Raw genomic sequence first — 25,057 nt, forward strand, 5'->3', positions numbered from 1 at the left:
GGTCGCGTCGTAGGCCAATACTGTCTGCACTACATCACACGCAAGGGCAATAAATCGCTGTCGGACTACAGCAGTTTGCCGGCAAACAGCCTGTCGAACTCCGAATTGCTGCGGATGATAAAGCGCTTATCGGCACGAATCACAAAAAAAGCGGCGATTTTATGCTGTTCTGCGAAAGCCCAGCCCCGTTCCGGTCCGAGAATCAGCAGCAAGGTAGAAAACCCATCGGCCATCAGCGTCGAATGATCAATCACCGTCACCGACGCCAAAGCATGATCAATGGGCGCCCCGGTCAGCGCATCAAAGGTATGGGAATAGCGCCGCCCATCCTGTTCGAAATAATTACGGTAATCGCCAGAGGTGGAAACGCCATAGCCATCGAGTTCGATAATTTTTTCAGCAATCTGCTGATCGTCTCTAGGCGCTTCAAGCGCTACATGCCAAGGTGAACCATCGGCTTTTTTGCCAACGGCCTTGAGCTCACCTGTCGCCTCGACCAAAAAGCTGCGGATACCCAACGCCTGCATCTGCGCACTGAGACGGTCCACTGTGTAACCGGCGGCGATGCTATTGAAGTCCACTTCGACTGCCGCGTCCTTGCATAACTGATCGCCGTCGATACGCAAATGGCCATGGCCCACTCGCTGGAGCACCTGGGCCAATTGCTCGGCCGTCGGTACGTGTTCGACCCGGGCCTGCGGGCCAAAACCCCACAGATCGAGCAACGGTTCAACGGTCAGGTCGTATGAACCTTGGCTATCGATAGACAACTGCTCGCCTACCCGGACCAGCTCCAATACGCCTGCTGGCATCGACTGACAACTATTAGCTGGCAGCATATTGAACCGTTCGATGTCCGAGTCACTGCGGTAGGTCGACATCTGTTGATCAACCTCGGCCAGAATCGCTTCTACCTCCGGCTGGACGTGCGCAACGTCGGGCCCATCGGGGCCGCGTACGTATTTCACCGAATACATGCTACCCATGGTCGGACCGCCGAAACTTTCCAGGCTGTCACCCGAACCGCACCCAGCCATTGCGCCGAACAGCAGCACAGGCGTCAAAACGCGGACCAGACACCTGAGCGTACTCAACCCCCCATCCAATCAAAGCGCATTTGCTGCTCGCAAAGCCCGGCACGGGCCAAAAATTGTCTTAACCTGTAAATAGGCACTCAAAAAGGCGCAGCTATTATGCGACATCTGCTTATCTGTCTATTACTGTTATTAAGCCCGATTGCACAGGCCAATCCAGCAGAGCGGCTTAAGGAGGCAAGCTTCCCCGTCCAATTGAGCGACCGTTCGCCCGTACTGGAACGCAAAAGTCAGGGTGTGTTGACCTATTTATGGGCTGATGTCTACGCGGCAGCCCTGTTCAATGAACCCTCGATCAGCCCCCAGCAAGCCTTTACCGAGCAGCGCGCCCAGTGCCTGGAACTGTATTACTTTCGCAATATCGACCGGACCGATGTGATCAAGGCCGCCAACGTGACCCTTGCTCGCCAGCAAAGCAAAGCCACCCTCACCCGCCTGCAACCAGAACTGAACCAATTGCATGACAGCTTCCAGAACATCCAGCCCGGCGACAGATATGCCCTCTTCTATCAACCCCAACGCGGGCTAAGCCTGGAGCGCAACGGCAAGGTGATTTTCAGTAGTACCAACCCCGAATTGGCGCGGATTTATTTAGGCCTTTGGCTGGCGCCCAACGGACTGTCGCAGAGCCTGCGCAAGTCCTTGATGGATCGTAGTTGACGCCACGTTTTAGTTGTCTTGCCGGCCCATAAAACATATTGTTACAAGACGTGTTGCGTGCAGGCAGGAGCCATATTGCGACAGCGAATAAAAACAATGGATGCTTAGCCAGATAGTTAATGAGAGTACTTGAAATGGCCTTGAATACGGGCAAGGGCAAGGCGATTTTTCGCGTTGTCAGCGGCAACTTTCTGGAAATGTTTGACTTCATGGTTTATGGCTTTTACGCCACAGCCATTGCCAAAACCTTCTTCCCTAGTGACAGCGCTTTCGCTTCGTTGATGTTGTCGCTGGCCACCTTCGGTGCCGGCTTTCTGATGCGTCCGCTGGGTGCGATTTTTCTAGGGGCCTATATCGACCGTCATGGTCGTCGCAAAGGTCTGATTATTACCCTGGCATTGATGGCCATGGGCACTGTATTGATTGCTTGTGTGCCCGGCTATGCGACGCTGGGCGTCGCAGCGCCGCTGCTGGTATTGCTCGGACGTCTGTTGCAGGGCTTCTCTGCCGGCGTGGAATTGGGCGGTGTCTCGGTTTACCTCGCGGAAATTTCTACACCGGGCCGTAAAGGCTTTTTCGTCAGTTGGCAATCGGCTAGCCAACAAGCCGCCGTCGTTTTCGCCGGTTTGCTGGGCGTAGGTCTCAACCACTGGCTGAGCCCGGAGCAAATGGGTGATTGGGGCTGGCGCGTACCATTCCTGATCGGCTGCATGATCGTGCCGGCAATCTTCGTGATTCGTCGCTCGCTGGAGGAAACGCCCGAGTTCGAGGCGCGTAAACATCGCCCCTCTCTGCGCGACGTGACGCGTTCGATCAGTCAGAACTTTGGCCTGGTGCTGGGAGGCATGGCGCTGGTAGTGATGACCACCGTGTCGTTTTACCTGATTACCGCCTACACCCCGACCTTTGGCAAAAATGAACTGCACCTGTCAGATTTCGACAGCCTGCTGGTTACGGTCTGTATCGGGTTGTCGAACTTCTTCTGGCTGCCAGTCATGGGTTCACTTTCCGACCGCATCGGGCGTAAGCCGCTGCTACTGGCGGCGACCATTCTGGCGCTTCTCACAGCCTACCCTTCTCTGTCCTGGCTGGTAGCCAACCCGAGCTTCGAACACTTGCTGATCGTTGAACTGTGGTTGTCGTTCCTCTACGGCTCCTACAACGGCGCCATGGTGGTAGCCCTGACCGAAATCATGCCCGTCGAAGTGCGAACCACTGGCTTCTCACTGGCTTATAGCCTCGCGACGGCCACCTTCGGTGGTTTCACCCCGGCAGCCTGTACTTACCTGATCCATGTGCTGGACAACAAAGCCGCGCCAGGGATCTGGCTCAGCGCTGCAGCCATTCTGGGACTGACCGCTACTCTGGTCCTGTTCCGCAAAGGCAAACACCAGTTGGAAGCGCCTCAGGCAGTACCGATAAACAGCTAATAGCTTAATAGCACCCAAAAAAATGCCCCGAACCAGTCGGGGCATTTTTTATCTATCGCTTAGCGCGGGAAGGCAGGCGGGTTGACCCCTGACATCTCTTCCATCACGCGAACAACCTGGCAGCTATAACCGAATTCGTTGTCGTACCAGACGTACAGAACAACACGGTTGTCATTGCAGATAGTCGCTTCAGCATCCACAACACCGGCGTGACGCGAACCCACGAAGTCGGTGGAAACCACCTCCTGTGAGTGCACGAAATCGATCTGCTTGTGCAGGTCCGAGTGCATGGCCATGTAGCGCAGGTATTCGTTTATTTCTTCGCGGCTGGTTGGCTTCTCAAGGGTCAGGTTGAGGATAGCCATGGACACGTTAGGCGTTGGAACACGGATCGCGTTGCCAGTCAGCTTGCCAGCCAGTTCAGGCAGGGCCTTGGCAGCGGCGGTAGCAGCACCGGTTTCAGTGATGACCATGTTCAACGCAGCGCTACGGCCACGACGATCACCCTTGTGGAAGTTGTCGATCAGGTTCTGGTCGTTGGTGTACGAGTGAACCGTTTCAACGTGACCATTGACGATACCAAACTTGTCATTGACGGCCTTCAACACCGGCACGATGGCGTTGGTGGTGCAGGACGCCGCCGAAACGATCAGGTCTTCAGCCGTGATCTGGTCATGGTTGATGCCATGCACGATATTCTTCAGCTTGCCTTTGCCTGGCGCGGTAAGAACCACACGCTCGATGCCCGGGCAGGTCAAATGCTGGCCGAGGCCTTCGGCATCACGCCATACGCCGGTGTTGTCCACCAGCAACGCATTCTTGATGCCGTACTGGGTGTAATCCACATCAGTCGGATTCTTCGCGTAGATCACTTGAATCATGTTGCCGTTGGCGGTAATGGTGTTGCTGGCTTCATCGATAGTGATGGTGCCATTGAACGGGCCATGTACCGAATCACGACGCAGCAGACTGGCACGTTTGACCAGGTCATTATCGGCGCCTTTGCGCACGACAATGGCACGCAGACGCAGGCCATCGCCGCCGCCGGTTTTCTCGATCAGGATCCGCGCCAGCAGGCGACCGATCCGGCCGAAACCGTACAGCACGACATCCTTGCCTTTACGGGCAGTGGCGCTTTGTTGACCGACGACATCGGCCAGCTCTGCACGCACGAACTGCTCAGCAGTAAGGCCTTGGCCTTCTGCCTTGAATTTCACGGCCAACTTGCCCAGGTCCACCGAAGCGGCACCCAGTTTGAGTTCGCTCATGGCTTTAATAAGCGGGAATGTTTCGTGTACGGACAGCTCGCTGCCATCAGCCTGGCGATGACGAGCAAAGCGATGGGCTTTGAGAATCGCGATGACTGAACGGTTGATCAGGCTGCGGCCATAGATCGAGCTCACCACATTGTTATTGCGGTAGAGCTGACCGATGAGGGGGATCATCGCCTCGGCGAGGGCTTCACGATCGATCCATTCACCAAGACACTGGTCGGGCTTCTGAGTCACGGGAACCTTCCACATGTAGGGGCTGAAAAAAGGGGCTACATTATGCCGCCGCCTTTGTTTATGAGCAATGCACGACGATCAGATTACACAGCGCTACATTTTCCGGCGCGCTGAAAACTGACAGCGCCTGCCTCCGCCCGTTACAATCACCGCCCTTGTTGCAACGCTTGGAGCTCAACCTCCCGTGCCTGTCCTGCGTCTACCGCTACTCCCTGCCGCTGCAGGTAAACAACACTGGGGCAATTTGCCTGGTGCCGCCCTAAGCCTGGCTATTGCCGAGGCCGCCAGCGCCGCCAAGCGCTTCACGCTGCTTTTAACCGCTGACAGCCAAAGTGCCGAACGTCTTGAGCAAGAGCTTAGCTTCTTTGCGCCTACCCTGCCGGTTCTGCATTTCCCGGATTGGGAAACCCTGCCCTACGATTTGTTCTCGCCGCATCAGGACATCATTTCCCAGCGTATCGCCAGCCTTTATCGGTTGCCGGAACTTGCGCATGGCGTTTTGGTAGTCCCTATCACGACGGCGCTACACAGACTGGCACCCACCAAGTTTCTGCTTGGCAGCAGCCTGGTGCTGGACATCGGCCAGAAGCTTGATGTCGAACACATGCGTACCCGGCTTGAAGCCAGCGGCTACCGCTGCGTCGACACAGTGTACGAGCACGGTGAGTTCGCGGTCCGTGGCGCCCTGATCGATCTGTTCCCGATGGGCAGCAAACTGCCGTACCGGATCGACCTGTTCGACGACGAAATCGAAACCCTGCGCACCTTCGACCCGGAAAACCAGCGTTCCATCGACAAGGTCGAATCGGTTCGCCTGCTGCCCGCGCGCGAATTTCCGCTGCAAAAAGATGCTGTCACCCGCTTCAAGGCCCGCTTTCGCGAGCGCTTCGACGTGGACTTCCGTCGCTGCCCGATCTTTCAAGACCTGAGCAGCGGCATCACTCCGGCCGGTATCGAGTACTACCTGCCGTTGTTCTTCGATGAAACCTCAACCCTGTTCGACTACCTGCCCCAGGACACCCAGGTATTCTCGCTGCCCGGCATCGAACAAGCGGCGGAAAATTTCTGGAGCGACGTCCGCAACCGCTATGAAGAGCGGCGCGTCGACCCTGAGCGACCGCTATTACCGCCCAATGAATTGTTCTTGCCGGTAGAAGACTGTTTTGCTCGTTTGAAAAGCTGGCCACGCGTGATTGTCAGCCAACAGGACGTCGAGCCCGGTGCTGGCCGCGAACGCTTCCCGGCGCTGCCGTTGCCGGATCTGGCGATTCAATCCAAGGCCACACAGCCCTTGGCGGCACTGTCGACATTTCTCGAGGGGTTCCCTGGCCGCGTATTGTTCACTGCCGAATCTGCCGGGCGTCGGGAAGTGCTGCTGGAACTGCTCGAACGCCTGAAGCTGCGCCCGAAAACCGTGGACAGCTGGCCGGACTTCGTCAGTGGCAAGGAACGCCTGTCGATCACCATCGCACCACTGGATGAAGGTCTGCTGCTGGAGCATCCGTCCCTGGCGTTGGTGGCCGAAAGCCCGCTGTTCGGTCAGCGGGTCATGCAACGTCGGCGTCGGGAAAAACGCACCGACGGCGGCAACAATGACGCGGTCATCAAAAACCTCACCGAACTGCGCGAAGGCGCACCCGTGGTGCACATCGACCATGGTGTCGGCCGCTACCTGGGTCTGGCCACGCTGGAAGTGGAAAATCAGGTCGCCGAATTCTTGATGCTGGCCTACGCCGAAGACGCCAAGCTGTATGTCCCGGTGGCCAACCTGCACTTGATCGCCCGCTACACCGGCAGCGATGACGCCCTGGCGCCGCTGCACCGACTGGGTTCGGAAATCTGGCAGAAAGCCAAACGCAAAGCCGCCGAGCAAGTGCGTGATGTCGCCGCCGAACTACTGGACATCTATGCCCGCCGTGCCGCCCGCGAAGGGTATGCCTTCGCCGACCCGAAAGCCGACTATGCAACCTTCAGCGCCGGCTTCCCGTTCGAGGAAACCCCAGACCAACAAACCACCATCGATGCCGTACGCGCCGACATGTTGGCACCCAAGCCGATGGACCGACTGGTGTGCGGCGACGTAGGCTTCGGCAAGACCGAAGTGGCGATGCGCGCTGCATTTATTGCCGTGCATGGTGGACGTCAGGTGGCCATTCTGGTGCCTACCACCCTGCTCGCCCAGCAACACTACAACAGCTTTCGCGATCGCTTCGCCGATTGGCCAGTGAGCGTGGAGGTCATGAGCCGCTTCAAGTCCGCCAAAGAAATCAACGCGGCGGTGGCAGACCTGGCAGAAGGCAAGATTGATATCGTCATTGGCACGCACAAGCTGCTGCAGGACGATGTAAAGATCAAAAATCTGGGCTTGGTGATCATCGACGAAGAGCATCGCTTCGGTGTGCGTCAGAAGGAACAACTCAAGGCCCTGCGCAGTGAAGTCGACATCCTCACCCTGACCGCGACCCCGATCCCGCGAACGCTGAACATGGCGGTATCGGGCATGCGCGACTTGTCGATCATTGCCACGCCACCCGCGCGTCGCCTGTCCGTGCGTACCTTCGTCATGGAGGAGAATAAAAGCACGATCAAGGAAGCCCTGCTCCGCGAACTGCTGCGGGGCGGCCAGGTTTACTACCTACATAACGACGTGAAAACCATCGAGAAATGCGCCGCCGATCTGGCCGAACTGGTGCCTGAAGCCCGTATCGGCATCGGCCATGGACAGATGCGCGAACGCGATCTTGAGCAGGTGATGAGCGACTTTTATCACAAGCGCTTCAACGTGCTGATCGCCTCGACCATCATCGAAACCGGCATCGATGTGCCCAGCGCGAACACCATCATCATCGAACGTGCGGACAAGTTCGGCCTGGCACAGCTGCACCAGTTGCGTGGTCGCGTAGGCCGTAGTCACCACCAGGCTTACGCCTACCTGCTGACACCGCCTCGGCAACAAATCACCCCGGACGCAGAAAAGCGCCTGGAAGCCATCGCCAACACTCAAGACCTCGGTGCAGGCTTCGTGCTCGCGACCAACGATCTGGAAATCCGTGGCGCTGGCGAACTGTTGGGCGATGGCCAGAGCGGGCAGATCCAGGCCGTGGGCTTCACGCTCTATATGGAAATGCTCGAACGTGCGGTCAAGTCCATTCGCAAGGGTGAACAACCGAACCTCGACCAGCCCTTGGGTGGCGGGCCGGAAATCAACCTGCGTCTGCCGGCCTTGATCCCCGAAGCCTACCTGCCCGATGTGCATACCCGCCTGATTCTGTACAAACGCATCGCCAACGCTGCCGATGAAGACAGTCTCAAGGACCTGCAAGTGGAGATGATCGACCGCTTCGGCCTGTTGCCCGAACCGACCAAGAACCTGGTACGCCTGACGCTGCTCAAGTTGCAGGCCGAGCAACTGGGCATCAAGAAAGTCGATGCCGGGCCGCAAGGTGGACGAATCGAATTCAGCGCCGATACCCAGGTTGATCCACTGGTGCTGATCAAGCTGATTCAGGGCCAGCCCAACCGGTACAAATTCGAGGGCGCCACGCTGTTCAAGTTCATGGTGCCTATGGAGCGCCCGGAAGAGCGTTTCAATACGTTAGAAGCGCTGTTCGAGCGCCTGACCCCAAAAACAGCTTAAGGATTCACCCATGCGTGTGCTTCGCTCATTGATCCTTCTGCTGACGCTGATCGCACCGGCAGCGTTTGCTGACGGTGTGTATCAGGTCGAAATGATCCTGTTTCGGCAGCTTGGCCAGCCTGCCACGACCAACCAGCCTGCCCCCGAAGCCTGGGCCACTGGAGCCCAGAAAATCAGCGCCGAGAATGAACACAGCCTCGCGCTGACCGAAATGGCCGGTAAACTGGACGCCAGCGGCAACTACAAAGTGCTGCTGCACCGGGCCTGGCAGCAGAACCTGAGCGCTGATCCGAGCAAAATGGCGGTCACCAATGGTCAGGAGCAGTTCGGTCACTTTCCCATTGAGGGCACCGTCACCTTGAGTCTGGCGCGGTTTACCGATATCACGGCAGACTTTTGGGTCAATCAACTCGATACCTATGGTGTGGTGGGCACCAGCGAGCGAATGACCCAGACGACCCGGGTAAAGAATGGCGAATTGACCTACATGGACAATGGCAGTCTAGCCATGCTGATCAAGGTTTCTCCTCTTTAAACATCCAAGGGGCGCGTTGCGTTCCTTGCCCTTTGAGCATCGCTGCGGCGTAGGGCTGTATTGAACTGTGTCGTCCATTCTTGAAAAAATTCTCGCCTCGCCATGGGCACACGCCTTCAAAGCTCAAAGCCTTGAGCGAGGGCGCGACTATGCCCAGCAGCAACGCATCATGTTGCAGCACCTGAGCCCCGAATTGATCCGGACCGTGTGCAGAGGCTCGGGTCTGGAAATCTACACGCAAACCCTCATCCTCAAAGACCCGGACAACCATAAACAATTCGTGGTGTGCAAATGCACCTGCCCCGTGCGCAATAACTGTAAGCATTGCGCCGCCGCTCTTTTCTTCCTGCAAGACCCAGAAAACAAAGCCTCGATCCTCGCCGCGATTGACGTGCCAAACCGCACGACTGCGCCAGTAAGAGCCGAGCCAAAGCCCGCGCTGCCGGAGCGCCTGATTGACACCCAGCCTGTCCCTCGACTGATTCTCGCCAGCTTCGAATTCAGCGCGTACGAACCGCGTAATGGCCGTATGCAACGGCATATTCAGCATCGCGCGGCGTTGGCGTTTGGCTACGGCGAACATTATGCGACAGGAAGTAAAACCACCGACATCCTGGAACACAACGACACTGAAACCCTACGCATCCGCCGCCATCCCGAAGCGGAAAAACGCTTGCGGCAGGTCATTCATGAGTTTGGCTTCAGACTGGCGACCCGACAAAGCAAAGCCTTGCCCGACAGCGCGGGGGACATGTTCGAACTGCCGAGCGACAAAGCATGGCTGAACTTCATGATCAATGACCTGCCGCGACTGCGCGAGCAAGGCTGGGAAATCGATATTGCCGAGGAGTTCGCGTTCGATCTCACTCCCGTAGACGACTGGTACGCAGTCATCGATGAGCCGCCTGAGCGCGACTGGTTCGATCTGGAACTGGGCATCATCGTCAATGGCGAACGCCTGAGTCTGTTACCCATCCTGATCAATCTACTGCGCAGCCATCCCGAATTGATGAGCCCGGCAGGGATCGCTAACCGCCAGGATGACGAGCAACTGTTGGTCCAGCTCAACCATTTCACCCAGCGAGGCGGTGGCCCGGTGCAGGTCGCGCTGCCCTATGGTCGCCTGAAGCCCGTATTGGCGACGCTGGGCGATTTCTATTGGCGCGAAGACGGCAACAACGCACTTCGCCTCAGTAAAGTAGACGCCGCACGCCTGACCCTGCTGGATGATCTGCCACTGACCTGGGAAGGTGGCGAACGCCTGCGTCAGTTTGCCGAGCGCTTGGCGGACATCAAGAACACTTCAGTGGCCGTGCCAGACGGCCTGAATGCGACCCTGCGGCCCTATCAGCTTGAAGGCCTGAGCTGGATGCAATCGCTGCGCGAACTGGAAGTGGGCGGCATCCTGGCCGATGACATGGGTTTGGGCAAAACCTTGCAGACCCTGGCCCACCTGCTGATCGAAAAGCAGGCGGGTCGTCTTGATCGTCCGTCTCTGGCCGTGATGCCCACCAGCCTGATCCCTAACTGGATGGATGAAGCCGAGCGTTTCACCCCTCAACTAAGGGTGTTGGCATTGTATGGGCCGAGCCGGCGCCAGGACTTCGCTAGCCTCCAGGATTACGACCTGATCCTCACCACCTATGCGCTGCTGCCCCGTGACGTCGAGCTGTTGGCGCAGCAACCGCTGCATGTGCTGATCCTCGACGAAGCGCAGTACATCAAGAACCCCAACAGCAAAGCCGCTGAGGCCGCGCGCAGCCTGAACGCTAGGCAGCGCCTGTGCCTCAGTGGCACGCCGCTGGAAAACCATCTGGGCGAGCTATGGTCACTGTTCCACTTTCTGATGCCTGGCTGGCTGGGTGACAGCAAGCAGTTCAACAGCAACTACCGCACCGCCATCGAGAAACACGGCAACGAAGAGCGCTTGCAGCATCTGAATGCGCGGATCAAGCCGTTCCTGCTGCGTCGGACCAAGGAGCAAGTCGCGACCGAACTGCCGCCCAAGACCGAAATCATCCATTGGGTCGAGCTCAACGATGCGCAACGCGACGTGTATGAAACCGTGCGCCTGGCCATGGACAAGAAGGTTCGCGACGAAATCACCCGCAAAGGCGTTGGTCGCAGCCAGATCATTATTCTTGAAGCGCTGCTCAAGTTGCGTCAGGTCTGCTGCGATTTGCGCCTGGTCAACAGCGCCCCCATAACCGGGCGCCATGGCACCTCGGCCAAGCTGCACAGCCTGATGGAAATGCTTGAAGAGCTGCTGGTCGAAGGCCGAAAAATCCTGTTGTTCTCGCAGTTCACCTCAATGCTGACCCTGATCGAAGCCGAACTAAAACAGCGCGGTATCGAATACGCATTGCTTACCGGGACAACCAAGGACCGGCGCACACCGGTGCAGGACTTCCAGAGCGGCAAGCTGCCGATTTTCCTGATCAGCCTCAAAGCAGGTGGCATCGGCCTGAACCTGACCGCCGCCGACACGGTGATCCATTACGATCCCTGGTGGAACCCGGCCGCCGAAAATCAAGCCACCGACCGCGCATACCGCATCGGCCAGGACAAACCGGTGTTCGTCTACAAGATGATCGCGCGAGGCACGGTGGAGGAGAAAATCCAGCGCCTGCAGCAGGAAAAATCAGCACTGGCATCAGGCGTACTGGATGGCCGAACCGCTGGCGACTGGAAGCTGGGAAGCGACGACATCGCCGCCCTGTTCGCGCCTCTGCCCGCGCCGGTCAAAAAGATAAAGCATTGAATCAGACACCCCTGCAGGAGGCCTCGCCGCGTCTTCGACGCCGCGCTGTCGCGCAGCAAACTGGGTCCCTGTAGGAGCTGCCGAAGGCTGCGATAAGGTCGGCACGACCTTCAGCCATCCAGAGTTTACGACTGCTACGGTCGGACGCGACCCCGGACCGATTCGCAGCCTTCGGCAGCTCCTACAGGGGATCAGCATTTTGGCTGAAAATGTAATAAGATTTATTCTTTGTTTTTCAATGCGTTATTTTTTGTTTGATGAGAGCGGGCTTGCCCGCGATGCCAGCATGGCCGACCCAATCGCAGTCTTACGCAGCTCAGGTTATCGATCAACCCTTCAGCCCGCAGCAAGTACCCGCGCCAAGGTGGCTTTCACCTTGCCCATACCGTCATGCAGCGCCTGTTCAATCTCGGCCATGGTAATCACTGCCGACGATTTGCCAGCCGCTGGATTGACCACCAGTGCCAGGCAGGCGTAAGCCACATCCAGCTCGCGGGCCAGCGCTGCTTCAGGCATGCCGGTCATGCCGACGATATCGCAACCGTCACGCTCCAGCCGAATGATCTCCGCCACAGTTTCCAGACGCGGCCCCTGAGTGCAGGCATACACACCGTGGTCGCTGTAAGCACAGCCTTCGGCCGCCAGCGCGGCAATCAGTCGCGTGCGTAACGCTTCGCTGTAGGGATAACTGAAGTCGATATGAGTCACCTGCTCCAGATCATCGGCGAAGTAGGTGTGCTCACGACCGCTGGTGTAGTCGATCAACTGGTGCGGCACGCAGAAATGCCCAGTGCCCATGGCCGGATGAATCCCGCCCACGGCATTCACGGCCAGGATCGCCTCGGCCCCGGCCTGTTTCAATGCCCACAGGTTGGCCCGGTAGTTGACCTGATGCGGCGGAAAACGATGGGGGTGACCGTGGCGCGCCAGAAACAGCACCTCCCGGCCTGCATATTCGCCCACCTGAATCTCACCTGACGGCGCGCCATAAGGCGTATTCATCGGCAGGGACTGACGGATATTCAAGCCATCAAGTTGGGTCAGGCCGGTACCGCCGATAATCGCGTAAACAGTCATTGAAAAATCCTTCAGTCAATCAGTTGGGCGGCACGTAGCGCTTCAAGGGCCGCCAGCCAGCGTGGATGCTGACGATATTCAGTGGTGGCGTACGCTTGGCCGCGCATGCGCGCAATACGTGGCGACGGTTTGACCTTCAGCCGTTGCACGGCACTGAGTGCCAGCTCGGCAGCAGCCCGGTCATTGCACACCAGCCCCATGTCACATCCGGCGGTCAAGGCAGCTTCGATGCGACTCGCCGCATCACCGACCACATGCGCGCCGGCCATGGACAGGTCATCGCTGAAAATCACCCCATCAAACTGCAATTCACCGCGCAGGATGTCCTGCAACCAACGCCGGGAGAAACCAGCAGGCTGGGCATCGACCTGCGGGTAAATGACATGGGCTGGCATCACGGCGGCCAGTTGTTTGCTCAGGCGAGCAAACGGCACAAGGTCCTTGGCGCGGATTTCATCCAGGCTGCGCTCGTCTGTCGGAATCGCGACATGGGAATCCGCTTCAGCCCAGCCATGGCCAGGGAAGTGTTTACCGGTTGCCGCCATGCCAGCGGCGTTCATGCCACGAATGAAGGCACCGGCCAGCAATGCGGCGCGCTCGGGATCACTGTCAAAAGCACGACTGCCGACCACGGCACTGCGCTGATAATCCAGGTCCAGCACCGGAGCGAAACTCAAATCCAGCCCGACCGCCAACACTTCAGTGGCCATCAGCCAACCGCAATGTTCGGCCAGAGATTCGGCATTCAGGTTGTCGGCAATCGCCCGCATCGCTGGCAATCGGACAAAACCCTGACGCAGACGCTGTACCCGACCGCCCTCCTGATCCACCGCCAACAACAGGTCAGGCCGTATCGCACGGATCGCGGCACTGAGCTCACGAACCTGACGTGGATGCTCGATATTACGGGCAAAAATGATCAGACCGCCGACTTCGGGCTGACGCAAAAACTGGCGGTCTTCAGCGGTCAGCCAAGTACCGGCGACATCCACCATCAACGAGCCTTGCAGGCCTGAACTCATATGAAATTCCTTAACTCGACGCAGCCGACACCCTGTTCGGGAATGGCATCAACGCGCAGTGGAGACAGCCAGACGCACAACCCGCTGCCTGTCGGCGGAGCCGGGCAGACGCGAGTTGACGTGGGAGACATGAATAAATCGAGGGTACGCATGGGTGGCTAGCTTAGCCGATGAACGCTGCCGCGCCCACCCATCAACAGTCAAACCTTGGCAACGGTGGCCGTACTTTTGATGCGTGGTTTGAGTTGTGCCGAGACCATGGCGGGGTCGGTCACGCCCGTTTTGGCCCGCATACCGGCTGCGAGGAACGGCACCATCAGACGCATCACCTGCTCGATGGAGGTATTGATGCCGAAATCAGTCTCGGCAATCGCCCGTAACGCCTTGATCCCGGACATGCTGAACGCTGCGGCACCGAGCATGAAATGCACGCGCCAGAACAGTTCAATCGGTGGAATACGTGGGGCCGCTTCATTGACCAGCAGCATGTAACGGCGAAATACCTTGCCGTACATGTCTTCCAGGTAACGACGCAAGTGACCCTGGCTCTGACTGAACGCCAGACCCAACAAGCGCATGAAGATCGAGAGATCGTTACCACTGCGCGGTTGCACAACCAAAGCTTGTTCGACGAGGATTTCCAACAACTCTTCAAGCGTAGGCTTGTGTTCTGGCTTGGCCTGTCGGCGCTCCAGCTCTCGGTCCAGACTGATGCAAAACGGCCCGAGAAAGCGCGAGAAAACCGCCTGAATCAGGGCCTTCTTCGAACCGAAGTGATAGTTCACCGCCGCCAGATTGACGGAGGCTTTGCTGGTGATCAGCCGCAACGAAGTTTCGGCAAAGCCTTTTTCCGCGAATAGCTGCTCAGCAGCATCGAGGATACGTTCAACTGTTTCTGACTGAGCCATGATTCTTCTGCCTGACAAACACTCGTTTGAAACATACGTTTCAACCGGGCCAGTTGTCAAGTCTGCCCGTCCACTTTCTGGCTGACCAGTCATGCATTTAATCATATAAGGCGGGACCTGTAGCCACCGTGCGACTTATCGCCTCGAATCACCGCCCAACCACCCTCTATAGACCGTCCAGCGGCCTGAACAAAAAGGACGATTGCCAAGATGCAATCACTGTATATAATCCCAGTCACTGTACAAAAAGACAGAGCGATCAACATGATAAAACTGACGCCACGCCAAGCTGAAATTCTGAGTTTCATCAAACGCTGCCTTGAAGATAACGGCTACCCGCCAACCCGTGCGGAAATCGCTCAGGAACTGGGCTTCAAGTCGCCCAACGCAGCGGAAGAGCACCTCAAGGCCCTGGCGCGCAAGGGCGCTATCGAAATGACGCCTGGCGCCTCACGGGGCATTCGTATTCCTGGCTTCGAAGCCAAGTCCGAGGACCGCAGCCTGCCGATCATCGGTCGCGTCGCGGCTGGCGCACCTATTCTGGCACAGCAACACGTCGAAGAGTCCTGCAACATCAACCCGTCTTTCTTCCATCCGAGTGCCGACTATTTATTGCGCGTACATGGCATGAGCATGAAGGACGTCGGCATCCTCGATGGCGACTTGATTGCCGTCCACACCTGCCGCGAAGCCCGCAACGGCCAGATCGTCGTGGCGCGAATTGGCGATGAAGTCACGGTTAAACGCTTCAAACGTGAAGGCAGCAAGGTCTGGCTACTCGCCGAGAACCCGGATTTCGCCCCTATTGAAGTGAACCTCAAAGATCAGGAATTGGTGATCGAAGGCTTGAGTGTTGGCGTCATTCGCCGCTAAAGGAGACGTTATGCAGTTCCCCCAAACCCCGCAGCATGCACAACTACCACTGTTCGAGGCATTCATGGCACAGCCCATCGCCCCGCGCCTTCAAAAAGTGGTCGAAACGCCCTGGAACACAGAGCCAGACGTTTTTAGTGAACTGTCATTGCGCGGCGCGGCCGGGAACTGTCTGAACCTTCTGGCGCCGATTTTGCGGGAGTTGAGTCAGGACCAGGGTCGCTGGCTGACATTGATCGCGCCACCCGCGAGCCTGACTCAGGCCTGGTTACGTGATGCGGGGCTTAATCGTGAACGGATTCTTCTGCTGCAACCACGTGGCACGCAAAGCGCGTTGCAATTGACCTGCGAAGCTCTGCGACTGGGTCGCAGCCATACGGTTGTCAGCTGGCTCAACCCGATCAATGCTGGAGCGCGCCAACAGTTAATCAACGCTGCCAGGACGGGTGATGCACAAAGTTTGAATATTCGACTGGGCTAAAGATCAGCCCGCGATCAATGAAGAACGCGCGGACCATCGTGCTTATCAAAGTCACCTTCCGCCAGGCGCCCTGCCATCTGAACGCCGACGCTCAGCATGGCTTTGGCGATTTCTACGTGCTGACCTTGCAAAAAGGCCTTGGCATCAGCAGAAAAGTCCAAGGTAACCAAGGAGCCCTCGTCCTCAGCACGGCGCAGTTCGATACGGCCGTCGGGCAACTCGACAATTTCTAAAAAGGACGTTGGCATAGGGTCTGTTCTCCACGAAAGGTCAGCATTGTATCAGCCAGTCGACTCAGCCCCTAGGGTCTGTTGACGTTTGGTGGCGAACCGCGTTGCCAAACGTCAACAGGCCCTAACCCATCAATCAATCAGCACTCGCTCAGCCCTTCGCGGAAACGAATCGTCAAACTCTTGAGCTGCTGGCGCCAACTTTCCATTTCCTCGCGACTCAACTCTGGCACAGGCTCGTTATCCAGGTTGACGGCAACGATCATCGGCTGAGTAACGTCACCCTTGGCTTTCCTTGGCGCACGCGGCGGCAAGAACAACGCGTTGTAGGCCTCCAGCAACTGCGCTAGCCAGGTTTCACGGTTCTGTGCCAGTTCGATCAGCTCGGCCATTTCCGGGATCGCGATAGCGTCCAGCACCTCCTTGGTCAGCAGCAGCTCTGCGCGCGGTGCACTGGCCTGGGGCAAGCGGTAAAATCCCGCGATCTCATGGCACAAACCGAGCAACGCGCCATACAGGTGAAACAGTGCGGACTCACGTTCAGCCTGAACCAGTGCGATAGAATTCATAGCCCGGCCTTCTTGAGCCTTGGCCAGCGCGTCAAGGGCCAGCCCTGCAAAGTAAATTTTCTGGTTGGTGCGGGTATAGAGTTCGTGGGCCATGGTGGCACCCTCCATCACAAACAAAAAAGAACAGCTCTACTCAAAGCAAATCTGGCTCGCGCAACGCGCTTTGGGCGCACCGGGCGAGCCAGCATCAGACAATTGATGGGCGCCTGACGGGATCAGGCGCAATAGATCAACGCTTGTCTTCGACCTTCCAGGCCTTGCCATCGTAGAACGCACGCCAGCCTGTCGGCTTGCCTTCCACTTCGGTTTGTACATATTGCTCTTTGGTTTTGCGGCTGTAACGAATCACCGCAGGGTGACCGTCTGGATCTTTCTTCGGCGCGTCGCAAAGGAAGTGGTACTTCGGATCGATTTCGTCTTTGTGCGGCACGATCTCGATCACCAGCGGAGCACGAGTCTCGCGATTTTTCGGGAACTGGCTGGCGGCGAGGAACAGCCCGGAAGCACCATCACGCAGAATGTAAGTGTCGGTGACCTTCTCGCATTTGAGTTCGGGCATCTTCACCGGGTCCATCTTCGGTCCCGCCGCTTCGCCGCTTTTCAGCAGTTTCCGGGTGTTCTTGCAGTCAGGGTTAGTGCAACCGAAGAACTTGCCGAAACGACCTGTCTTGAGCTGCATCTCGGAGCCACACTTGTCGCACTCGAGGCTAGGGCCTTCATAACCCTTGATCCGGTAGGTGCCCTCTTCGATCTCATAACCCACGCAATCGGGGTTATTACCGCAGATGTGCAGCTTGTGCTTCTCATCCAGCAAGTAAGCGTCCATGGCCGTGTTGCAAATATGGCAACGGTGCTTGCCACGCAACACCCGCGACTCGGACTCACCCTCATCATCCTCGGCAATTTCGTCGCCGGGCGTGAGGTTGACGGTCGCCTTGCAGCGTTCTTTAGGCGGCAGGCTATACCCGGAGCAACCCAGGAACACCCCGGTCGACGCCGTACGAATCTGCATCGGACGACCGCAGAGCTTGCACGGGATGTCTGTCATCACCGGCTGGTTGGAACGCATGCCGCTGTCGGGTGCTTCGGCTACTTCGAGTTTTTTCTTGAAGTCGCCGTAGAACTCGTCGAGCACGTTTTTCCAGTCACGCTGACCTTGAGCGACATCATCGAGATTCTCTTCCATGCCGGCCGTAAACCCATAGTCCATCAGGTTCGAGAAGCTTTCAGACAAGCGCCCGGTAACGATATCGCCCATTTTTTCGGAGTAGAAACGACGGTTATGCAACGCGACGTAGCCACGATCCTGAATGGTCGAAATAATAGCAGCGTACGTTGACGGACGACCGATCCCACGCTTTTCCATTTCCTTCACCAGGCTCGCTTCGGAGTAACGCGCAGGCGGCTTGGTGAAGTGCTGGCTTGGATCAAGCTTGTTCAGTTTCAGGTTGTCGCCCTGACCCATGTCTGGCAACACATCGTCGTCGCCCGGCTTGGCCATCTGCGGCATGACACGGGTGTAACCGTCGAACTTGAGGATGCGGCCCTTGGCACGCAGCTCAAAGGTGCCAGCAGCGACGCTGACGGTGGTCGACAGGTATTGCGCCGGTGGCATCTGGCACGCGACGAATTGGCGCCAGATCAGCTCGTAGAGGCGCTCAGCGTCACGCTCCATACCCGTCAGCTTGCTCGGGTGGGTGTTGACATCAGACGGACGAATCGCTTCGTGCGCCTCTTGTGCGCCCTCTTTGCTGCTGTAGACGTTTGGCGATTCAGGCAGGTAATTCTTGCCGAACTCGGTTTCGATGTAGCTGCGCGCCATGGTGACCGCGTCAACCGACAGGTTAGTCGAGTCGGTACGCATGTACGTGATGTAGCCCGCCTCATACAAGCGCTGAGCCATCATCATGGTTTTTTTCACGCCAAAGCCCAAGCGGTTGCTGCCCGCCTGCTGCAAAGTCGACGTGATAAACGGCGCAGAAGGTTTGCTGCTGGTCGGCTTGTCTTCACGCTTGACGATGCTGTAGCTGGAAGCTTTGAGCTTCTCCAGCGCAGCCATAGCATGGGTTTCATTCAACGGCTTGAAGGCTTCGCCATTTTCGCGAGCCACTTCGAAGCGTACGTTGGCACCCTTGGTGGTGCCCAGGTCGGCGTGGATTTCCCAATACTCTTCGGGGTTGAACGCACGAATCTCGCGCTCACGCTCCACCACCAGCTTCACGGCAACCGATTGCACACGACCTGCTGACAAGCCACGGGCGACCTTCTGCCAGAGCAGCGGCGACACCATGTAACCCACCACGCGATCGAGGAAGCGACGCGCCTGTTGGGCGTTGACCCGATCAATATCCAGTTCACCTGGCTTGGAGAAAGCTTCCTGAATCGCCTTCTTGGTGATTTCGTTGAACACCACGCGCTTGTAGCGGCTGTCGTCACCACCGATGGCTTCGCGCAGGTGCCAGGCAATGGCTTCCCCCTCGCGATCCAAGTCGGTTGCGAGATAGATGATGTCAGCGTCTTTGGCGAGCCGGCGTAGCTCCTCTACCACCTTCTCTTTGCCAGGAAGGATTTCGTACTTGGCTTTCCAGCCGTGATCAGGATCGACACCCATGCGCGAGACTAGCTGGCGCTTGGCTTTTTCCTTCGGCGTAAGCACGGGCGCGTCACCAACGGCAGCCTTGCCACGCTTGGCAGCAGGCTCTTTGCTGGCGCTAGCGGAACCGCTAGTGGGCAAGTCTCGGATATGGCCGATACTCGACTTCACCACGTATTGGTTACCCAAGTACTTGTTGATGGTCTTGGCCTTAGCCGGGGATTCCACAATGACCAGCGATTTGCCCATGGATCAGAAAATTCCTGAATTCTAGAAATGAAAGGCGGTTGGTGCCTGTCGAGGCCCCGCTATATATAGTGGCAATCAGGTGAGGTCAAGCACAGGCTACTGCGCGATCTCAGCTCAAGGCCTTGAAAACAGACTGGGTTCGACGTGAACCAACGCAAAGCGAGGCACCTGTTCACCGTTAACTTCAACGGATTCGAGGAACATGCTCAAAGGGCGCACCCATAGGCCGTAATCGCCATAGAGCGCTTGATAGAAGACCACTTCCTCTTCGGTTTCAGAGTGCCGGGCAACACTAAATACACGGTACTCAGGGCCCTTGTAATGGCGATAGAGTCCTGGTTGTAGCTGCATGTTGCTACCCTCGCAAAATAAATCCGAAATAAAAAGTTTCAAAAACAATTTTTCAGAAAAACAAAAGCCGGGGCACAAGGCCCCGGCGTCCATCACTCGAACCTTTTAGACGCGTTCGAAGACGGTTGCAATGCCCTGACCGAGGCCAATGCACATGGTAGCAACCCCAAGGTTACCGCCATTTTGCTTCATGACATTCAGTAACGTGCCGGAGATACGCGCACCAGAACACCCAAATGGATGACCCAGAGCAATTGCGCCGCCGTGCAGGTTAACCTTCTCGTTCATCTTGTCGAGAACTTTCAAATCTTTCAACACTGGCAGGGCCTGTGCGGCGAAAGCTTCGTTGAGCTCGAAGAAGTCGATATCGGCAATACTCAGACCGGCACGCTTCAAGGCTTTTTGCGTTGCCGGTACTGGACCGTAGCCCATGATCGCCGGGTCAACACCTGCCACCGCCATGGAGCGGATAACCGCCATAGGCTGGATGCCGAGGTCTTGAGCGCGCTGTGCAGACATGACAATCATGCAGGATGCGCCGTCGGTGATTTGCGAGGAAGTCCCCGCCGTCACGGTGCCGCCTTTCGGGTTGAAAGCAGGCTTCAAGGCGGCGAGGCTTTCCAATGTCGTTTCTGGACGAATGGTCTCGTCGTAGTCGAACATTTTCAGGAAACCGTTCTCGTCATACCCTTGCATCGGGATGATTTCGTCCTTGAACTTGCCTTCAATCGTTGCCTTGTGTGCCAACTGATGCGAACGCACACCGAAAGCGTCTTGCGCTTCACGGGTGATGCCGTGCATTTTTCCGAGCATTTCTGCCGTCAGGCCCATCATGCCGGAAGCCTTGGCAGCGTACAGCGACATATGCGGGTTCGGATCCACGCCATGCATCATGCTGACGTGCCCCATGTGCTCGACACCACCGATCACGAACACATCACCGTTGCCGGTCATGATCGCTTGCGCAGCAGTGTGCAGGGCGCTCATGGACGAACCACATAGGCGACTGACCGTCTGTGCAGCCGCAGTGTGCGGAATCGGCGTCAGCAGCGACACCATGCGAGCGATGTTCCAGCCCTGCTCCAGGGTCTGATTCACACACCCCCAGATCACGTCTTCGACTTCCGCCGGATCGACCTTGACGTTGCGTTCCAGCAACTTGGTGATCAGGTGCGCGGACATATCTTCAGCACGGGTATTGCGGTGCATGCCACCCTTGGAGCGGCCCATCGGGGTGCGACCGAAGTCAACAATCACGACGTCTCTCGGATTCAAGCTCATAAATTCCTCTCAGTCGTTGGGCGCTTAACCGAAGAAGCTCTGGCCATTTTCGGCCATCTCACGCAGCTTCGCGGTGGGGTGGTACAAGGCGCCCAGATCGGCGTATTTGTCAGCCAGCGCGACGAATTCAGCGACACCCATGGAGTCGATGTAACGCAGCGCACCGCCACGGAATGGAGGGAAACCGATGCCGTAGATCAAGCCCATATCAGCTTCAGCGGCAGTATCGACAATGCCATCTTCCAGGCAACGTACGGTTTCCAGGCATAACGGGATCATCAACCAGTTGATGATGTCGTCGTCGGAGACTTCGCGCTGCTCGTACACAATCGGCTTGAGTATCTCAAGCACGGCAGCATCGGCGACTTTCTTCGGCTTGCCCTTTTTGTCCATCTCGTAGGCGTAGAAGCCCTTGCCGTTTTTCTGACCCAGACGATTGGCTTCGTAAAGCACGTCCACAGCCGAACGACGGTCATCCTTCATGCGATCAGGAAAACCTTCAGCCATGACATCGCGACCGTGATGGCCGGTGTCGATGCCGACCACGTCCATCAGGTAGGCCGGCCCCATTGGCCAACCGAACTTTTCCATGACTTTGTCGATGCGAACGAAGTCCACACCGGCACTGACCAACTTGGCAAAACCGCCGAAGTACGGGAACAGGATACGGTTGACCAGGAAGCCCGGGCAGTCATTGACCACGATCGGGTTTTTGCCGATTTTCTTGGCGTAAGCCACTGCCGTCGCAACTGCGACTTCACTGGACTTCTCACCACGAATGACTTCGACCAGCGGCATCATATGCACTGGGTTGAAGAAGTGCATACCGACGAAATCTTCCGGACGCTTGAGGGCCTTGGCCAACAGGCTGATGGAGATGGTCGAGGTGTTGGACGCCAGAATGGTGCCTTCCTTGACCTGCCCTTCGACTTCGGCCAGTACAGCTTGCTTGACCTTAGGGTTTTCAACCACGGCTTCGACGACGAAGTCGACGGTGCCGAAATCGCCATAGGACAGCGTCGGACGGATCGCGTTGAGGGCCACAGCCATCTTGGCCGACGTTAGCCGACCTTTGTCGACACGGTTGCCCAACAGCTTGGCCGCTTCGTTCAGACCCAGTTGAATGGCGTCTTCGCGGATGTCCTTCATCAGGATCGGCGTGCCTTTGACAGCCGATTGATAGGCAATGCCGCCGCCCATGATGCCAGCGCCGAGTACGGCCGCCTGCTTCACGTCTTTAGCGACCTCATCGTAGATCTTGGCCTTTTTCTTCAGTTCCTGATCGTTCAGGAACAAGCCGATCAGGCTATGCGCGGCAGACGTCTTGGCCATTTTGACGAAACCGGCAGCTTCGACTTCCAACGCTTTGTCGCGGCCAAAGTTGGCGGCTTTCTGGATGGTCTTGATCGCTTCGACCGGTGCAGGGTAGTTCGGGCCGGCTTGACCGGCAACGAAGCCCTTGGCGGTTTCGAACGCCATCATCTGCTCAATAGCATTGAGCTTGAGCTTGTCCAGCTTCGGCTGACGCTTGACCTTGAAATCAAACTCGCCGGAAATGGCCCGCTTGATCAGGTCCAGCGCGGCTTCACGCAGCTTGTCAGGAGCAACCACCGCATCGACAGCACCTACTTTCAGGGCATCTTCAGCACGGTTTTCCTTGCCCGAAGCGATCCACTCGATGGCGTTGTCGGCACCGATGATGCGTGGCAGACGCACAGTACCGCCGAAACCTGGGTAGAGGCCCAGTTTGACTTCAGGCAGACCGACCTTAGCGCTGCTGGACATCACGCGGAAATCCGCTGCCAGGCACATCTCGAAGCCACCGCCCAGGGCGACGCCATTGATGGCCACGACGGTTGGAACGCTGAGGTCTTCAAAATCGCTGAAGATTTTGTTGGCTTCAAGGTTACCCGCCACCAGCTCTGCATCCGGCAACTTGAAATTGTCGACGAACTCGGTGATGTCGGCGCCGACGATGAAGACGTCTTTGCCACTGGTGACAATCACGCCCTTGATCGAACCCTCAGCCTTGATGGCATCAACGGCCTGACGCAGGTCGTTGAGGGTTAGACGGTTGAACTTGTTGACGGACTCACCCTTGAGATCGAAATTCAATTCGACGATGCCACTTTCAAGAGCCTTAACCGTGATGGCTTTACCTTCGTAAATCATCAACTGATCTCCACGATATGGAAGCTGAACAATACACGTCGGACGCTAGAAGCCGGCGTGGCGACGACGTTTCCGTCGATGCTAACGCCAAACCGCCAGGCACACCCGCCGACGTGTTAGTCGGGATTCTGTAAGAGCCGTCTGACAATGCAAACGCTCATTTCATACGCCCGTTTGATTTGGGTACGGACACCATCACGGAAATCCCGACAATTGTCAAATCAACAAAACGCCAATAAAAACGGTGAATTATGCAGATGCATGATCATTCATCCGTATCTGTCTCAGGCTTGATACGCGTTTGAGGGGAAAAGATTCATGCACATCATGACGGATAGGCTGATGCAAAGAGACAGGCAAACCCCACACCTGCTTGAGTGTGGCACGGGTTCTTTTCGAATAAAAAAGGGCGCGGCAGCGACAAACGCGTCAGGAGCGACTACATTCAGCGCACTAAATGTTTCAGTGTCCGGTGAAACCGGCTGAAACATTCATTGCACGGCGCTTCCCCAGCCTTGCACCAGGAATTGTTACTGATTATCGGCCTGCCTGGCCAACCCCGGCCCGATGTTGTTGTCGGGCTTTTTATTGCCTGGATGTTGAGGTGTGGCTGATTGCCAGAACCGCCAGAATCATCAAGCCAGCGCTTTAAGCACGGCAACAATACGGTGCAATATTTCGGACTCGCCGCGCTCGGCCCAGTACAAAGCGATCATTTGCTTGCCCGCCTCCACCTTGAATACGTCAGCGGGAAGTGTGCCGAACTGGACCATCAACAGGGCATCCTCGCAGGGTTCACGCCATTGGTTGAGCCAGATACCCGGTGCGGTTTGCCAATAGACCCAGCACGCTGCCTGCTCACTGCGGCGTGATCGGTGATATTGCGCGCAGGGGCTTGGCGGCTCCTCTGGTAGCCAGTGTGGCCACTCCTGAGCCGCCAACTGCATACCAAGGCCAATACGTCGAGCCTCCAGGCGCAGGGCCATTTTCCCGCTCTGGTGGCGCGACGGTCGCAACCATGCCAAAGGGCTCAGGACCAGCGCAAATATTGACAAGACTATCCAGACCGTCATATTTCTTATTTCCAGAAGTAATTATCAATTTGACCACGCACCCAGCCGCGCGTGAAAAGAGCCATACTTAACGCTATCGCAATCCTCAAGAGGGACTCCTTATGCCATACGAACACATTTTGGTCGCTATAGACCTCACTGAAGAGTGCGATCCTGTTATCCGCCGCGCTCGTGAACTCGCTGTCAGTAATGGCGCCAAATTGTCCCTGGTGCATATCGTCGAACCCATGGCGATGGCCTTTGGCGGCGATGTACCGATGGATCTTTCCCAACTGCAACAGCAGCAGTTCGATCAGGCCAAGGAAAAACTCGAAGCCTTGAAGCTGAAATACCCAGAAGTCAGAATCGGCGACAGCCATCTCACTTATGGCCAGCCCCGACAGGAAATCCATCAACTGGCCAAAGTGCAGGGCTGCGATCTGATCGTCGTCGGCAGCCATGGCCGGCACGGCTTGGCACTACTGCTCGGCTCGACCGCCAATGACGTCCTCCACGGCGCGCCGTGCGATGTTCTTGCCGTCCGCCTGAAGCGCCCGGAGTAACCGGGATGTAA

20 protein-coding genes are annotated in these 25,057 nt (G+C 57.2%); 8 read left to right on the forward strand and 12 right to left on the reverse strand.

Annotated features, from left to right (window positions below):
* Positions 1 to 65 precede the first annotated feature (65 nt).
* Positions 66 to 1,037, reverse strand: coding sequence for an FAD:protein FMN transferase (locus tag AC1ME2_RS04120; RefSeq protein ID WP_480441993.1), 972 nt, complete (start codon positions 1,035 to 1,037; stop codon positions 66 to 68).
* 156 nt (positions 1,038 to 1,193) lie between these two features.
* On the opposite strand from AC1ME2_RS04120, the gene AC1ME2_RS04125 reads away from it, so the two are divergent.
* Entirely contained in the window at positions 1,194 to 1,754 is a 561-nt protein-coding gene (locus tag AC1ME2_RS04125; RefSeq protein ID WP_480439488.1) for a chalcone isomerase family protein, read from the forward strand.
* Between the two features lie 134 nt (positions 1,755 to 1,888).
* Positions 1,889 to 3,184, forward strand: a complete 1,296-nt coding sequence (gene tcuC, locus AC1ME2_RS04130; RefSeq protein ID WP_480441995.1) for a tricarballylate/proton symporter TcuC — start codon at positions 1,889 to 1,891, stop codon at positions 3,182 to 3,184.
* Between the two features lie 59 nt (positions 3,185 to 3,243).
* Here the strand turns inward: tcuC and AC1ME2_RS04135 are convergent, their stop codons facing one another.
* Positions 3,244 to 4,707 carry a glyceraldehyde-3-phosphate dehydrogenase gene (locus AC1ME2_RS04135; protein ID WP_480439490.1) on the reverse strand — a complete coding sequence of 488 codons (1,464 nt, stop codon included), beginning with the start codon at positions 4,705 to 4,707 and terminating at the stop codon, positions 3,244 to 3,246.
* Between the two features lie 169 nt (positions 4,708 to 4,876).
* Between AC1ME2_RS04135 and mfd the strand changes: the two genes are divergently transcribed.
* The 3 genes from mfd to AC1ME2_RS04150 all read left to right on the forward strand — a co-directional run bounded on the left by mfd (position 4,877) and on the right by AC1ME2_RS04150 (position 11,625).
* On the forward strand, positions 4,877 to 8,329 hold the full coding sequence (mfd, locus tag AC1ME2_RS04140) for a transcription-repair coupling factor (protein WP_480439491.1): 3,453 nt from the start codon (positions 4,877 to 4,879) through the stop codon (positions 8,327 to 8,329).
* A gap of 10 nt (positions 8,330 to 8,339) precedes the next feature.
* Positions 8,340 to 8,864 carry a CsiV family protein gene (locus tag AC1ME2_RS04145; protein WP_480439492.1) on the forward strand — a complete coding sequence of 175 codons (525 nt, stop codon included), beginning with the start codon at positions 8,340 to 8,342 and terminating at the stop codon, positions 8,862 to 8,864.
* 67 nt (positions 8,865 to 8,931) lie between these two features.
* Positions 8,932 to 11,625 carry a DEAD/DEAH box helicase gene (locus AC1ME2_RS04150; protein ID WP_480439493.1) on the forward strand — a complete coding sequence of 898 codons (2,694 nt, stop codon included), beginning with the start codon at positions 8,932 to 8,934 and terminating at the stop codon, positions 11,623 to 11,625.
* Positions 11,626 to 11,961: 336 nt separating this feature from the next.
* Here AC1ME2_RS04150 and AC1ME2_RS04155 read toward each other — a convergent pair whose 3' ends face one another.
* From AC1ME2_RS04155 to AC1ME2_RS04165, 3 genes are all read right to left on the reverse strand, one after another.
* Positions 11,962 to 12,702 carry an S-methyl-5'-thioinosine phosphorylase gene (locus AC1ME2_RS04155; RefSeq protein WP_480439494.1) on the reverse strand — a complete coding sequence of 247 codons (741 nt, stop codon included), beginning with the start codon at positions 12,700 to 12,702 and terminating at the stop codon, positions 11,962 to 11,964.
* An 11-nt stretch (positions 12,703 to 12,713) separates the two neighbouring features.
* Entirely contained in the window at positions 12,714 to 13,712 is a 999-nt protein-coding gene (nagZ, locus tag AC1ME2_RS04160; protein ID WP_480441997.1) for a beta-N-acetylhexosaminidase, read from the reverse strand.
* A 212-nt stretch (positions 13,713 to 13,924) separates the two neighbouring features.
* Positions 13,925 to 14,632 carry a TetR/AcrR family transcriptional regulator gene (locus tag AC1ME2_RS04165; protein ID WP_480439495.1) on the reverse strand — a complete coding sequence of 236 codons (708 nt, stop codon included), beginning with the start codon at positions 14,630 to 14,632 and terminating at the stop codon, positions 13,925 to 13,927.
* Positions 14,633 to 14,896: 264 nt separating this feature from the next.
* On the opposite strand from AC1ME2_RS04165, the gene lexA reads away from it, so the two are divergent.
* Together lexA and sulA are read left to right on the forward strand one after the other, a co-directional pair.
* Positions 14,897 to 15,505, forward strand: coding sequence for a transcriptional repressor LexA (gene lexA, locus AC1ME2_RS04170; protein ID WP_480439497.1), 609 nt, complete (start codon positions 14,897 to 14,899; stop codon positions 15,503 to 15,505).
* A gap of 10 nt (positions 15,506 to 15,515) precedes the next feature.
* Positions 15,516 to 15,986, forward strand: a complete 471-nt coding sequence (sulA, locus tag AC1ME2_RS04175) for an SOS-induced cell division inhibitor SulA (protein WP_480439498.1) — start codon at positions 15,516 to 15,518, stop codon at positions 15,984 to 15,986.
* Positions 15,987 to 16,000: 14 nt separating this feature from the next.
* Here sulA and AC1ME2_RS04180 read toward each other — a convergent pair whose 3' ends face one another.
* The 7 genes from AC1ME2_RS04180 to AC1ME2_RS04210 form a co-directional block, all read right to left on the reverse strand.
* Positions 16,001 to 16,234: a hypothetical protein gene (locus AC1ME2_RS04180; RefSeq protein ID WP_219063182.1), complete on the reverse strand. Its 234-nt coding sequence runs from the start codon at positions 16,232 to 16,234 to the stop codon at positions 16,001 to 16,003.
* A 122-nt stretch (positions 16,235 to 16,356) separates the two neighbouring features.
* Positions 16,357 to 16,878 carry a DUF6586 family protein gene (locus AC1ME2_RS04185; protein WP_480439499.1) on the reverse strand — a complete coding sequence of 174 codons (522 nt, stop codon included), beginning with the start codon at positions 16,876 to 16,878 and terminating at the stop codon, positions 16,357 to 16,359.
* A 136-nt stretch (positions 16,879 to 17,014) separates the two neighbouring features.
* Positions 17,015 to 19,627 (reverse strand): type I DNA topoisomerase, encoded by a 2,613-nt coding sequence (gene topA / locus AC1ME2_RS04190; protein ID WP_480439500.1) that lies wholly within the window; start codon positions 19,625 to 19,627, stop codon positions 17,015 to 17,017.
* Positions 19,628 to 19,741: 114 nt separating this feature from the next.
* Complete coding sequence (locus tag AC1ME2_RS04195; RefSeq protein WP_480439501.1) at positions 19,742 to 19,978, reverse strand: DUF1653 domain-containing protein; 237 nt, start codon at positions 19,976 to 19,978, stop codon at positions 19,742 to 19,744.
* 105 nt (positions 19,979 to 20,083) lie between these two features.
* Positions 20,084 to 21,259: an acetyl-CoA C-acyltransferase FadA gene (gene fadA, locus AC1ME2_RS04200; RefSeq protein WP_480439502.1), complete on the reverse strand. Its 1,176-nt coding sequence runs from the start codon at positions 21,257 to 21,259 to the stop codon at positions 20,084 to 20,086.
* Between the two features lie 24 nt (positions 21,260 to 21,283).
* Positions 21,284 to 23,431 carry a fatty acid oxidation complex subunit alpha FadB gene (gene fadB / locus AC1ME2_RS04205; RefSeq protein WP_480439503.1) on the reverse strand — a complete coding sequence of 716 codons (2,148 nt, stop codon included), beginning with the start codon at positions 23,429 to 23,431 and terminating at the stop codon, positions 21,284 to 21,286.
* Between the two features lie 635 nt (positions 23,432 to 24,066).
* Positions 24,067 to 24,504 carry a hypothetical protein gene (locus AC1ME2_RS04210; protein ID WP_480439505.1) on the reverse strand — a complete coding sequence of 146 codons (438 nt, stop codon included), beginning with the start codon at positions 24,502 to 24,504 and terminating at the stop codon, positions 24,067 to 24,069.
* Positions 24,505 to 24,605: 101 nt separating this feature from the next.
* On the opposite strand from AC1ME2_RS04210, the gene AC1ME2_RS04215 reads away from it, so the two are divergent.
* Positions 24,606 to 25,046 (forward strand): universal stress protein, encoded by a 441-nt coding sequence (locus tag AC1ME2_RS04215; protein ID WP_480439506.1) that lies wholly within the window; start codon positions 24,606 to 24,608, stop codon positions 25,044 to 25,046.
* The last annotated feature ends 11 nt before the right edge of the window (positions 25,047 to 25,057 follow it).

This window comes from Pseudomonas sp. ASL9, from assembly GCF_056680335.1.